This window comes from Candidatus Kuenenia stuttgartiensis (assembly GCF_900232105.1).
Lineage (GTDB): Bacteria > Planctomycetota > Brocadiia > Brocadiales > Brocadiaceae > Kuenenia > Kuenenia stuttgartiensis_A.
The window spans coordinates 2,424,668-2,436,576 of the sequence record NZ_LT934425.1; the positions used below are offsets into that span (position 1 = coordinate 2,424,668).

Consider the following 11,909-nt stretch of genomic DNA (forward strand, 5'->3'; position numbering starts at 1 on the left):
TTTTTTAATAAAAAAGTGATTCAATATCTGATCGGCGCTATTGCATCTGTAATAATCGTAGTTCCGTTAGCATATTACTATTATAACAGGGGAATAATCCGTAAAACAAAAGAACTGGAAAAACGCACGATTGATTCTGAACGATTGGCGTTTGCCGGAACGTTGGCAGGGGGACTTGCCCATGAGATTAAAAACCCGCTAAGCACCCTAAACATTCATCTACAACTCCTAAAAGAAGACCTGCAAAATATCATTGGCGCTTCAGGAGACGACACCCGGAAAGTTTATAGAAAAATAGAGATTATCCAGAAAGAAGCACTAAGATTAGAAGAAATCCTGAATGATTTTCTCCGGTTTGCCAAAGGACAAAAACTGGAATTAGAATACTGTGCTGTTAATGAAATTCTGGATGAAGTAATCAACTTTGCAACACCGGAAATTAAACAAAAAAATGTCGTTGTTCTTAAAAGCTATCATCCTGGTTTGCCTTTATGTTATATTGACAGTAAACTTATAAAACAAGCCTTTCTTAATGTTATTATCAACGCGCAGCAGGCTATGGAGCACGGAGGGGAACTTATGATTCGAACCTCAAAAGTAAAAAAGTCGGTACAGATAGATATCACCGATACAGGCCATGGCATTTCCAACGATTCGCTCAATAAAATTTTTCAGGTGTACTATTCTACAAAAACTGCCGGGACCGGACTCGGGCTTCCTACTACGAAAAAAAATTATAGAAGAACACAGAGGCACAATTAGCGTTCAAAGCCAGGAAGGCAAAGGTACAAATTTTACCATACAATTACCCATAAACCTCGAAAATGTCTCAGTATAATACGACAATTCTGATCATCGATGATAACGAAGAACACGCGAATGCTACGGCGGAAGCAATACAAAAGGTAGGATATAAATGTATTGTTGCTACCAGTGGCAAAGCGGGATTGAAGATTATTGAAACAGAAGAGATAGATGTCGTAATTACCGACCTGATTATGCATGATTTCAGCGGCATGGAAATTCTTAAAGCGACTAAGGAAAAATTGCCCGAAGCGGAAATTATTTTGATAACAGGATACGGCACTGTTGAAACAGCCGTTGATGCCATGCAAAAAGGTGCCGCTACCTTTCTTCTGAAACCAATTAATATTAACCATCTGCGCGCAGAAATTAATAAACTCGTTGAAAAACAAAATCTGGTAAGAAATAACATATTGCTCCAGAAACAGCTTGATGAAAAATATGGCCTTACAGGAATTATTGGCAACAGCGCCAGTATGCAAAAGGTATTGACCATGGTAAATCAGATTTCCGGAACGAATGCCACTGTATTGATTACCGGGGAAAGCGGCACAGGGAAGGAATTGATAGCAAAAACCATACATAATAACAGCCTGAGGAAACACAATCCTCTGGTAATTCTTAATTCTGCCGCAATTCCGGAAAATATTCTGGAAAGCGAATTGTTCGGACATGAAAAAGGGTCATTTACCGGGGCGTTGTATCAGCGGAAGGGGAAGTTTGAATACGCACACCGCGGCACTTTCTTTCTTGATGAAATAGGCGACATGCCTCTTTCCGCACAAGCGAAACTGTTGCGTGTGTTAGAAGACGGAATGATTACGCGCATCGGCAGCAATGAGTCCATTGAAGTAGATGTGCGCTTAATCGCTGCCACGAATCAGGAACTTGGAAATCTTATAAAAGAAGGAAAATTCAGGGAAGACCTGTACTTCAGATTAAATGTTATTCGCATCAAACTGCCTCCTCTCCGCGAACGGCTTGAAGATATTCCATTGCTCCTTGATGCATTCATTCGCGAATTTTCCAGATTATATAGTAAGGAAATTTTGCAAATTACCCCTGAAGCCAGAAAAATATTATTAAGATACCAGTGGCCGGGCAATATCAGAGAACTAAAGAATTGCATAGAAAGCATGGTAGTTATTACCACAAAAAAATATTTAGATGTAGAAGACCTGCCCGATCATATCGAAAAAAAGAGCGACGAGATGCCAGTCTCCCATGGTTTGATGGCGGGAATGACTATGGAGGATGCAGAAATAGAACTCATTAAATGCACATTAGCCAGTGTGGGAGGCAATAGAGAAGAAGCCGCCAGAATGCTTGGGATTGGCGAGAGAACTCTTTATAGAAAGCTAGACCTTTACCGCTTGAAATAAAAAAGATGACAACAATTCAGTACCTTATCGATAACTTCTTTGCACACTTCCATTCGTCAGTGCGTGCTTTTTGGCAAAATATTTAATTGTCCCTTCTGCAGTCGGCAATCTACAATCGGCAGATTGCAGACTGAGGAATGCTGGCTATGCCAGTTTAGGTAACACTTGAGTCTTTTTCAAAAAACTAAATTGTTACAAAATATGAAAACCTTTCGAATAATTAATCCCCTATGTTAGAAATCAGAGTATGCGCCAATTGCAAAAGAAGTCTTTCAAAAATTGATATTGAATCAGGAAATGCATTGTATCAGGAAGGTGGAACGGTAATCTGCGGCGCTTGCTTTGCCGGACAAACAAAAACGGAAGAAAAATATGAAGAAAATGACTATATCATGGAATCTATATTACGCGAAGTAAAGAATATTAACCGCACTCTTACCTATGAACCCGCCTCCTGGCTGCCAATCCTGGCCTCTGTAATACAGTGCTTTGTATTTGGCTCCCTCATTTTTGCCTACCTTCACCGTAACGGAGATGTTCATTCCTATCTATTACTAGCCATTGTTTTTCAAGTAATGGCACTGACCTTTTTCGTGATAAAAAAATAAGAACGAAATATTACTTGACTTTCATATTCAGTGTTATATAATCAGCAATCATTATTGAATGGTAATATTTTCATATTAAAGAATGGAGGGAAATATGGGTATACAAGTAGGACAATGTGCGCCTTGTTTTACACTGCAAGGTGTTGTGGGTGAAAAATTTGAGGATTTTAGTCTGGATAATTATAAGGGTAAGTGGGTGGTGCTGTTTTTCTATCCCTTGGATTTTACCTTTATTTGTCCAACGGAAATAACAGAATTTTCAAAGAAAGACGGAGATTTTAAATCGCTCAATGCCCAGGTATTCGGGGTAAGCATTGACAGCGTATTCTCACACAAGGCCTGGCTTAAGGATCTTGGTAAACTTAATTACCCGCTGCTCAGTGATATCACAAAAGAAGTCTCTAGAAAATATGGAGTGTTGATTGAGGATAAAGGTATTGCGTTAAGGGGCACATTTATTATTGATCCTGAAGGAAAAATAAAATACCAACTTGTTCACGATTTAGGTGTTGGAAGAAGTGTTGAAGAAATTCTGAGAGTGCTTAACGCTTTACAGACCGGAGAACTTTGCCCGGTTGAATGGAAACCGGGAAAGAAGACCTTGGGTAAGGGTTAATATAAATCTAAAGGCAACTATTCAGTGCAAATATATTGCGTTGAATAGTTGCCAAATATTTTTCAATGCACGATTTTTGATGAAAGCTCCGTTATCTATAATGTTCAATACCACGAAGAAAAGTCTTTTGTCGTTCCTCATACATCACGCCTCTTTTTTTACCTTTTCAAGATTATTGATGGTCGCCTGAGATACCCTTGGATTTCATAGTTAATGTAACCTGATAAATATCTTTTGCCTGGCATGTTCATGCAGAATAACCGCTCCAATATTATTAGGTATGATGTCGCTATGATTTTTTTGCAGATATCGAAAAAATATATTTAACCTGTCAGGAGGAAATTATGATAAAAACATCTTTTGCCGCAGTACTCGCAGCCGTACTATCTATTTGTGTTTTCACGAATCATGCACATGCCGTTATGACCGGACTCAGTACGGAAGAACTCACAAAATCATCGCATGCCGTTATCACGGGCACTGTTGAGGATGTTCAATCGTACTGGAGCAGTGACAGAAAAACTATTTTTACCACCGCCTCAATAAAGATAAGTGAGGTTATCCGCGGTAAAGCCGTTCAAAACACCATTACCGTTGAATATGAAGGGGGAGAAGTGGACGGCATAGGACTAAGGATATCGGATATGGCTGTTCTCAGCAAAGGAGAAAAAATACTCTTATTCCTTAAAACAGTGAAAAGCAAAAAGGCGGAACAGAAAGAAGACGTATTTCGCATCGTCGGAAAGGCACAGGGAAAATATCATATCGACAACCAGGGCATAGCGAGAAAAAGCGGTTTCTCTGTTATTGATGGTAAAGAGGTAATCGACAATGAAGTGTCCGTAGAAACCCTCATAAACAAGATAAAAGGAGTCGAATAATTATGACAAAAACAAGATGGAACTATATTATTCCCTTTATCGTAATCATAGCATTAAATCTTTGCTGTTTAAAAATATATGGATTTGAAGTCAGTACCACAAACAGTGGAAAAGAAATAAAATGGAAAAAAGATACGGTAACGTATCTTATCAACACTACTGACGGTCCTTCCGGCAGCCTTGACGCTCTATTGGCGTCAATGCAGACGTGGACAGACGTTGACACCTCTTCTTTTACTTTCGTAGACGGTGGAACAACCTCAAAAAATAGTCACGGAGAACAGGATGGCATTAATATTATTGATTTTGGGGTTATTAAGGATGAAGGGGTATTGGGGCAAAATTCTTTCTGGTTTTATACGTCTGGAGAGATGATTGACAGCGATATACGTTTTAACACCAAAAATACCTGGAGTACAGACGGCTCGTCAGATAAATTTGACGTGCAGAATGTAGGCACGCATGAACTCGGCCATTCCCTCAGCCTGGAGGATCTCTATGATAAAAGCGATTCGGAAAAAACTATGTATGGCTACGGTTCTCCCGGAGATACCAGCCAAAGGACGCTGCATCAGGACGACATGGATGGGATTACTTATTTGTATCCTGCAAATACATCAGGTCAAAATCCGACACCTGTGGTATTGCCAACGCCTGGCGTAGCAACCGGTACGCTGGCAGGGTTTGTAACGGATAATGATAGAAGGTTGAGAGTAGCAGGAGCAACGGTGCGTAATCAGTCCGGGATGTTCACCGCTACGACAGGTGCGGATGGATATTATCAGATTGATAATATCCCCGCCGGAAGTTATACGTTCATTGCATTAGCTACCGGATACACTTTGAAAACAGTAACGGGTGTAACGTTAACGGCGGGAGAAACAGCCACGCTTGACTTTGCGCTGTCGGCTGTCGTTGTTCCAACACCGCCTCCATATGAATGCCCCGATACTTTAGAGGTTATGGCAACGTCTGCGTCTGTTGATCCGGATACCTTGATTCTTTCAAAAGGCAGCAGCGAAGAAGTTACAATTATTGTAACTGATAATGATGGATGTACGGCAGAGGGCGTGAAAGTAACACGGAAGCTTTCTTCGGCTAACAGGAAAATGATTAACGTAAAACCTCTCAGCGCAAAAACAGATGCAAGTGGACAGGCAACGTTCACCATAAGGGCGAAGAAGGATAAAGGAAAAGCCGATGTGAAGTTTAGCGTAGGCGGTGTGAAAGATAAACCAAAAGTAAAGATTGCCCTTACGAAGTAAGATAGCGCCAGGACAAAGTTTTTCTCTGTAACACTTTAGATTTTTCAAAAAGCTAAAGTGTTACAATTATTCAGGATTGTTTCTCATGTTTTTTCCTTTTCAATAGCGCACAACAAACCTCTTAGTTGATAAGACCCAAAGGCGGGGTCGTAAGGGGGTTTGTTGTTTGTTAATACGTTGGCGTTCGATTCCCAAACACCGAATTCCGGACCCGCTTTTTCAGGAAACCACCATCCATGTTCCACGCTTATCACCCGTGGATGAATATCTTCCGTTACCTGCGCCTTCATACGGATGCTTCCCCGCGGAGAACTCACAATGACCCAATCACCATGGTTTATTCCCTTTTCTGCGGCAACCTCCCGATGCATTTCTGCCTGGGGATGCGGCCTCCGTTTTCTCAGAGAGGGTATCTGTCTGTGTTCGCTCTGGAAAAATTCTTTCTTACGGCATCCCGTAATGAGCACATAGGGAAATTGTTCCACCAGTTCAGGCGATTGCACCGGGCTTTCCGGGGGTTCTTTGTATGTTGGCAGAGGATCGTACCCCAATCTCTGTAATGATTTTGAATAAAGTTCTACCTTTTTCGAAGGAGTTCTGAACCCTTTTTCCTCATACCTTTTGTATTGATGCGGCGGATAAAAGAATCCTGAGGTTTTTAACTTCTGATAATCTATTCCCAGAGGTTCCAATTGATAATTCATTACGTCTTCCAGGCTTTCTTCGCTTCCTGGCAGGTGAAGCCGTTTGGAGAGTTCATTGATTATCCATTCGTCCTGCCTGCATTCTGCGTGTTGCGTGATTTTTTGTTGAGCCATGACCATGTTTTCTACCACCAGGGGATATCCAATTACCTGTTCAACTTCAGGCCAAAATGCCGCGGGAAGGACATAATCCGCCAGTGCAGCAGTAGGCGTCATAAAAAGATCAGTAACCACCAATAGTTCCAGCCTTTGCAAGCTTTCATATACCTCTCCCGGATTTGCTACTGTAGTCAAAGGGTTGTTTCCAAAGATAAGAAGCGCCCTTATTTGATAAGGATCGCACGTTCTCATTGCCTTAAATAATGCAGGGATGTGCGCAGACGGCATGAACGCCCTCCAGCCACCCAGGAGTTTAAATGTATCCGCCCCTAAGCGCTTTTTCAACATGCCTTCCGGTAATTTCTCTTTGAGGGTAGGGTAACTGCGGATGATATTTTTACCAATAATATCACCGCCAGGGTTGTCGATGTTGCCTGTTAATGCGCGTAAAATGGCAATGCTTCTGACGGTTTGCAGGGAGTTTGTATTCTGTTCAATGCCCAGCCCCCATTCTAATATTGCAGGTTTATTCAGGGCATATGTCCGCGCAGCATTTACGATGTCACATGCAGCTACCCATGTAATCGTCTCCGCCCATTCAGGGGTGAACGCTTTTACATGTTCCCTAAGCTCAGAAAACCCATGCGTCCATTTCTCCACAAATTCTTTATCATAAATATTTTCCTTTATAATAACGTGTATCATTGCCAGTGCTAATGCAGCATCAGTTCCTGGTCTGACAGGCAGCCATTGCTTGCAGCGTTTTGCAGTCTCCGATCTCCTGGGATCAACGGCGATGCCGATTGCCCCCTTATCCAATGCCCTTTTGACGGAAATTGCCAATTCACCGTCCGGCCCCGATACCAGTGGATTGTGCCCCCAGAATAAAATACATTTTGGCGGTACGTCTCCATAGTAATCCCCGACAACAAAACCGCCATACATAATATTGCTAACTGTAATTCTCGGGATAAAACACTGCGCTAAACCAGGTTCATACCAGTTAGGCGTACCCAGCGCATTTGCGAACCGCACGACATGCATGTAATGGTGTCTTCCCGTTCCTTGTCCCAGTGCAATCGATTCCGCACCGTGTTCTTTTTTCAAGGCGTCCAGTTTACGGGCTATCTCTTCCAGCGCCCTTTCCCATGAAATGCTTTCCCACTGCATGCCCCCTCTTTTGCCTTTACGTAAAAGGGGAGTCCTTAATCGGTCGGGATGATTTGCTATTTCGGGAGTCATTACTCCTTTAATGCACATCCAGCCCTTGTTCATCGGTGACGCCGGATCGCCCTTTACCTTTACCACCTTGCCATTTTGGACAGATACAATGACGCCGCAGCCGCCGTGACAGATTCTGCAGATACTTTTATAGGTTTTTTCGATATTGTCTGTCAATGTTATCTCCATAACCCTCCAAGCCGGAGAGGTTGGAATAAAGGAGTAAAACCACGGAACACCTAGCGCGGCCTTTGGCCGCAACCAAAAAGGTGATTTTTAGTTTATTATAAAGTATAGTAGTATCCTCGTAAATAGTAATCAGACAATTTGGAGGACACTACTTATGAATAAGTTGATGGAATTATATCGAGACAGGATCGTGGGTGCAATAAGCGGTCTGGACAGGATTCGTTTTCGCGGGACATTGCGGTGGTTGGCCAGTGAGCGTGGGATGGGAACATTCATGAACCAAGCGAGAATTCTGCTTAAGGATTTTTCCGGTTGGGTCAATGGGCTTACGGCACAGGTGCGAGACAGTTGTGAATCGCGGGCGAAAGATTTGGGTATCGAGGTGCGGTATTTGATGAGCAGCGGTGTTGATAAGGAGAAGTTGGCTCGCCAGATCGCGGCGGATAAGAGGATTACGGAAGGTTCCATCTGCCTGTTGAGTGTGGTAGAGCCTTGTATTGCGCCGATGGTCAAGGGCAACAAGGCCAGCAAGAAGCTCGAGTTGGTAATGGCGCCCCGCAAGTGTGTCTTTGTGTATCATTATTTTAACGATCCAGTGTTTGGTTTTGGTCATGTTCGTATCCAGAGTTGGGCGCCGTTTAATATTTTCATTTGTCTCAATGGTCGTCATTGGCTGGAGCGGCAACTTCAGAAGCAAGGTATTGATTATGTTAAGGACGGCAACTGTTTTGTGCGTATAGAGGATATTGCGGCTGCGCAGGTTCTGCTCCATGAGCAGCTTAAGACTGACTGGGCGAAGCTGCTGAACGGGCTTGCGTTGGGCAGTTGCCCGGCATTGTCGCAGATTCTTCGTCCGTTGGAACCGGAGTATTACTGGTCTGCGGATGAGACGGAGTGGGCGACGGACATCATGTTTAAATCGGTTGAGGCATTGGAGGAGTTGTTTCCATCGTTTGTTCATCATGCGATGCGGGTTTGCGACAGTTCTTCGGTGATGAAGTATTTGGGTAGGCGTAACCTTGCAGGCGCTGCCCCTGATGAGGTTATCAGCGACTATCGAAGACGCTATGAAGGTATACGGGTCAAGCACAGTGTGAATTATAATTCAGTGAAGATGTATAACAAGAGCGGTAGTCTCTTGCGTATTGAGACAACGATCAATAATACGCGGGACTTTAAGGTCTTTCGGAGTCCCAATGATGATGAAGGCAAACCGGCGTCATGGCAGAAGATGCGTAAGGGCGTAAGCGATCTTCATCGACGGTGTGAGGTGAGCCAACAATGCAATGATCGTTATGGGGATGCTTTGGCGGCGGCTCAGGTAGAGGAGAAACTGAAAGAAGTGGTGAGCAGCGCTTGTAACAAGGTTGTCAAAGAGGGCAAGAGGTATCGAGGTTTGAATCCCTGGCAGCAGGATGATTACCAGATGCTGATGTTCCTGTCCAAAGGCGAAAACGCGATAAATGGATTCCGCAACCATGATTTGCGTAAGTGGCTTTACCGGGAATCCGAACAATCCGGCAAGGATCAGCAAAAGAAATATTCCGGACGAACGACCCGACGGATAAAGATGCTGCGGGCACACGGTCTAATCCGCAAAGTTCCGAGGGCCAACCGCTATGTTTTGACGGAGAAAGGCCAGAAGTTCTCTTGTTCACTGATGACCGCTTCAGCCCTTGATATTAAAGCACTTACGGAAATGGCGGCATGAAAAACACGCATAAAAAACAAGAAATTGATGGATAGTAGTACGGAATACACGGAAATTTATTTTACAATACATTCTCATATAACCTCATTTAGCATACGATTCTTCTTCCAACAAAATTTTCTCCATTCTCACTCATCATCCTCTTCCAAATTCTTTTTTTCCGTGTATTCCGTGGTTACCATATTTTAATTATAATTTAATAAAACCGTGTTCGCACCATTCCCCATAACATTCCAAATCCCAGAGCACCTGCCCTGAGAACAAGTAAAAAAGGAACACATAATCCAACGAAGTAATCTTTTCTGACGCCCAATATCATTAAAGGCAGAGATAGTATGAAGAAAAATACGCCTGCGCCAAATGCCGCATACAAGCCAGTGGGGGAAAAAACAGAAAAGGAAATGCTCATTAGGAATAAAAACAGAAAAAGAATCTGTAATTTTAATGTTTGAGGGGTGTAGGTATCTTTAAGCATCTTGCCGGGAAATTTTTTATATACTACCGTCCGCCAGTACCCCCTCCAGAATTTAAGCCTTGCATACCTTTTTACCGAAGCGGGATGGTCTAAATGAAAAACAATGGCGTTTGGATTGAACACCATTTTAAATCCCCGCGTTGACATGCGGTACGACAATTCCGTATCTTCATTGTTCGCAACGGGAAAACTCGTATCAAAACCGCCAAGCTGAAGAAACGCATCTTTACGAAAACCCGCGGAATACGTGTCAACCATGTCGATTGATGCAGCCTTTTTCAGCATTTCAAACCGCTCTTCAAACTCAAGCTGGGCGAAACGGGCTACAATACTTTTCTGCCTGTTCCTATATGCCCCTTTTACCGCCATTACGCTTTTATCGTTGAACGGCGCAGCCATTTCCCTTATCCAATCAGGTTCCGGCACACAATCGGAGTCGGTAAATAAAATAATTTCTCCCTTTGCCACTATTGCTCCCTTGTTCCTTGCCGTCGCAGGCCCGCTATTTTCCTGCCGGAGATATTTTATATCATACGTCCTTGCAATTTCACCCGTTGCATCTTTTGAACCGTCATCTACCAAAATTACTTCATATGAAGCGGATGGATAATTTTGTTGTTTCAGGGCATGTAAGCATTGCCCGATTGTTTTTTCAGCATTATAAGTTGGTATTATGACTGATATGGAAAATGGCATACAATATTTTCGTCTCTGAATGATTTTCAAAGGGCTAACCAGAAGCTATCGAATGATAATTCCCGCATACCCTACCACCTGATCATAATCGCCGGTGACGTCCCCGCTCGTTGCGTAGCGTACGAGTATTGCTTCTTTTGCGCCACGTTCTTTGGAGCAAGTAAGCATAATCACTGCAGGGTATATTCCGCACATGGAAATGCGTAATTCGCGCACCTTGTTGTATAAGCCGTCTTCGTTAAGCGCTAAAATTTCATTGATGGCAATGTTATCTTTCTTGTTTGCAGACGCCTGCGGCTCGTGATGCGTCATATCGGAAGATGCCACTACGAGCGCATCGGGGTGCAATTTCTGCAGCATCTGGGACATGCACTTCCCTATGGTTTTCAAGTCCTGAATTTTTCTGGAGGCTATGGTCATTACAACTATCTCTGTTTTCTGATTAAAATATTGAATAAAGGGTATTTGTACCTCTGCAGCATGTTCATACAAATGAGCCTCCTTGTCTCTTTCTATAAGGTGGCAACTATTAACCAATTCATCCACCGCTTCCTCATTTACTGCTATCTCTCCAAAAGGGGTTATCCAGGAACCTCCTGGCCAAATTGAATAGGGCTTGCCATATCCGGTATGATTTGGTGACAATATCACTACCAAATCCGGTATCGTAATGTGCGAATATAAACTTCCGGCAATACTGCCGGAGTACATATAGCCCGCATGAGGAGAAACTGCCCCCAGAGCAGATTGTTTTTCACAATCCTTGATGATAAAAGTATCGATCTCATGTTGTAACCGGCTTTTATCCCCGCTGTAAAAAGACCCCGCTACTGCTGGTTGACGTATCATTTTATTTCTCTATTAAATTTAGTTGTTAATAAAAATAAATTGTACAAAAAATATCAAAAACACGTTAGCTTTTATGGGGCAATGACGTATGTTACTGCTTTTCCCCCGGTTGGCTAAATAGTTGCCATAATTAGAGAAAATTCCTTGAAAACGATGATAACAGATGTTATCTTTTTTATATAAATACCATTTCGATTCATCTGTTCCACAATTCTTCTTAAACAACCCTTCCCAAATCAGATTTGAAGAATCTAAACAAATGGCGGTGTAGCTCAGATGGTTAGAGCAGCGGACTCATAAGCCGCAGGTCGGGGGTTCGATTCCCTCCGCCGCTACCATACTTCCGGTCTTATGCGATGGAACATTGAGCATTAACTTCCAAAACCGTGTAACTCATGTTACGCAATAA

General features: G+C 42.8%; 11 protein-coding genes and 1 tRNA gene. 9 read left to right on the top strand and 3 right to left on the bottom strand.

Annotation, left to right across the window (positions count from 1 at the left end):
* Positions 1 to 15: 15 nt before the first annotated feature.
* The 7 genes from KSMBR1_RS11130 to KSMBR1_RS11155 all read left to right on the top strand — a co-directional run bounded on the left by KSMBR1_RS11130 (position 16) and on the right by KSMBR1_RS11155 (position 5,556).
* The gene (locus KSMBR1_RS11130) at positions 16 to 762 is read left to right on the top strand and encodes a two-component system sensor histidine kinase NtrB (protein WP_099325400.1); all 747 of its coding nucleotides are present in this window, start codon (positions 16 to 18) and stop codon (positions 760 to 762) included.
* Positions 737 to 838, top strand: coding sequence for a hypothetical protein (locus KSMBR1_RS23445; protein ID WP_420886564.1), 102 nt, complete (start codon positions 737 to 739; stop codon positions 836 to 838). The genes KSMBR1_RS11130 and KSMBR1_RS23445 overlap by 26 nt, the downstream gene beginning before the upstream one ends.
* Positions 825 to 2,186 (top strand): sigma-54-dependent transcriptional regulator, encoded by a 1,362-nt coding sequence (locus KSMBR1_RS11135; protein WP_099325401.1) that lies wholly within the window; start codon positions 825 to 827, stop codon positions 2,184 to 2,186. Before KSMBR1_RS23445 ends, KSMBR1_RS11135 begins: the two co-directional genes overlap by 14 nt.
* A gap of 230 nt (positions 2,187 to 2,416) precedes the next feature.
* Positions 2,417 to 2,794: a hypothetical protein gene (locus tag KSMBR1_RS11140; RefSeq protein WP_099325402.1), complete on the top strand. Its 378-nt coding sequence runs from the start codon at positions 2,417 to 2,419 to the stop codon at positions 2,792 to 2,794.
* 100 nt (positions 2,795 to 2,894) lie between these two features.
* Entirely contained in the window at positions 2,895 to 3,410 is a 516-nt protein-coding gene (locus KSMBR1_RS11145) for a peroxiredoxin (RefSeq protein WP_419470089.1), read from the top strand.
* 344 nt (positions 3,411 to 3,754) lie between these two features.
* Positions 3,755 to 4,291, top strand: coding sequence for a hypothetical protein (locus KSMBR1_RS11150; protein ID WP_099325404.1), 537 nt, complete (start codon positions 3,755 to 3,757; stop codon positions 4,289 to 4,291).
* A gap of 2 nt (positions 4,292 to 4,293) precedes the next feature.
* Entirely contained in the window at positions 4,294 to 5,556 is a 1,263-nt protein-coding gene (locus KSMBR1_RS11155; RefSeq protein ID WP_099325405.1) for a carboxypeptidase regulatory-like domain-containing protein, read from the top strand.
* 83 nt (positions 5,557 to 5,639) lie between these two features.
* On the opposite strand, the gene KSMBR1_RS11160 is transcribed toward KSMBR1_RS11155, so the two are convergent.
* Positions 5,640 to 7,769, bottom strand: coding sequence for a molybdopterin-containing oxidoreductase family protein (locus KSMBR1_RS11160; RefSeq protein ID WP_211436267.1), 2,130 nt, complete (start codon positions 7,767 to 7,769; stop codon positions 5,640 to 5,642).
* A 154-nt stretch (positions 7,770 to 7,923) separates the two neighbouring features.
* Here KSMBR1_RS11160 and KSMBR1_RS11165 point away from each other — a divergent pair, with 154 nt between their 5' ends.
* The gene (locus tag KSMBR1_RS11165) at positions 7,924 to 9,480 is read left to right on the top strand and encodes a hypothetical protein (protein ID WP_099323647.1); all 1,557 of its coding nucleotides are present in this window, start codon (positions 7,924 to 7,926) and stop codon (positions 9,478 to 9,480) included.
* Between the two features lie 196 nt (positions 9,481 to 9,676).
* Here the strand turns inward: KSMBR1_RS11165 and KSMBR1_RS11170 are convergent, their stop codons facing one another.
* On the bottom strand, positions 9,677 to 10,651 hold the full coding sequence (locus KSMBR1_RS11170) for a glycosyltransferase family 2 protein (RefSeq protein WP_099325406.1): 975 nt from the start codon (positions 10,649 to 10,651) through the stop codon (positions 9,677 to 9,679).
* Positions 10,652 to 10,696: 45 nt separating this feature from the next.
* On the bottom strand, positions 10,697 to 11,500 hold the full coding sequence (gene amrB / locus KSMBR1_RS11175) for an AmmeMemoRadiSam system protein B (protein WP_099325407.1): 804 nt from the start codon (positions 11,498 to 11,500) through the stop codon (positions 10,697 to 10,699).
* Between the two features lie 261 nt (positions 11,501 to 11,761).
* Between amrB and KSMBR1_RS11180 the strand changes: the two genes are divergently transcribed.
* Positions 11,762 to 11,838: transfer RNA gene (locus KSMBR1_RS11180), tRNA-Met, on the top strand.
* Positions 11,839 to 11,909: the final 71 nt, after the last annotated feature.

Coding starts and splice junctions, on each gene's coding strand:
- KSMBR1_RS11135 (WP_099325401.1), top strand. CDS start 825: ATGTCTCAGTATAATACGACAATTCTGATCATCGATGATAACGAAGAA.
- KSMBR1_RS11140 (WP_099325402.1), top strand. CDS start 2,417: ATGTTAGAAATCAGAGTATGCGCCAATTGCAAAAGAAGTCTTTCAAAA.
- KSMBR1_RS11150 (WP_099325404.1), top strand. CDS start 3,755: ATGATAAAAACATCTTTTGCCGCAGTACTCGCAGCCGTACTATCTATT.
- KSMBR1_RS11155 (WP_099325405.1), top strand. CDS start 4,294: ATGACAAAAACAAGATGGAACTATATTATTCCCTTTATCGTAATCATA.
- KSMBR1_RS11160 (WP_211436267.1), bottom strand. CDS start 7,769: ATGGAGATAACATTGACAGACAATATCGAAAAAACCTATAAAAGTATC.
- KSMBR1_RS11165 (WP_099323647.1), top strand. CDS start 7,924: ATGAATAAGTTGATGGAATTATATCGAGACAGGATCGTGGGTGCAATA.
- KSMBR1_RS11170 (WP_099325406.1), bottom strand. CDS start 10,651: ATGCCATTTTCCATATCAGTCATAATACCAACTTATAATGCTGAAAAA.
- amrB (WP_099325407.1), bottom strand. CDS start 11,500: ATGATACGTCAACCAGCAGTAGCGGGGTCTTTTTACAGCGGGGATAAA.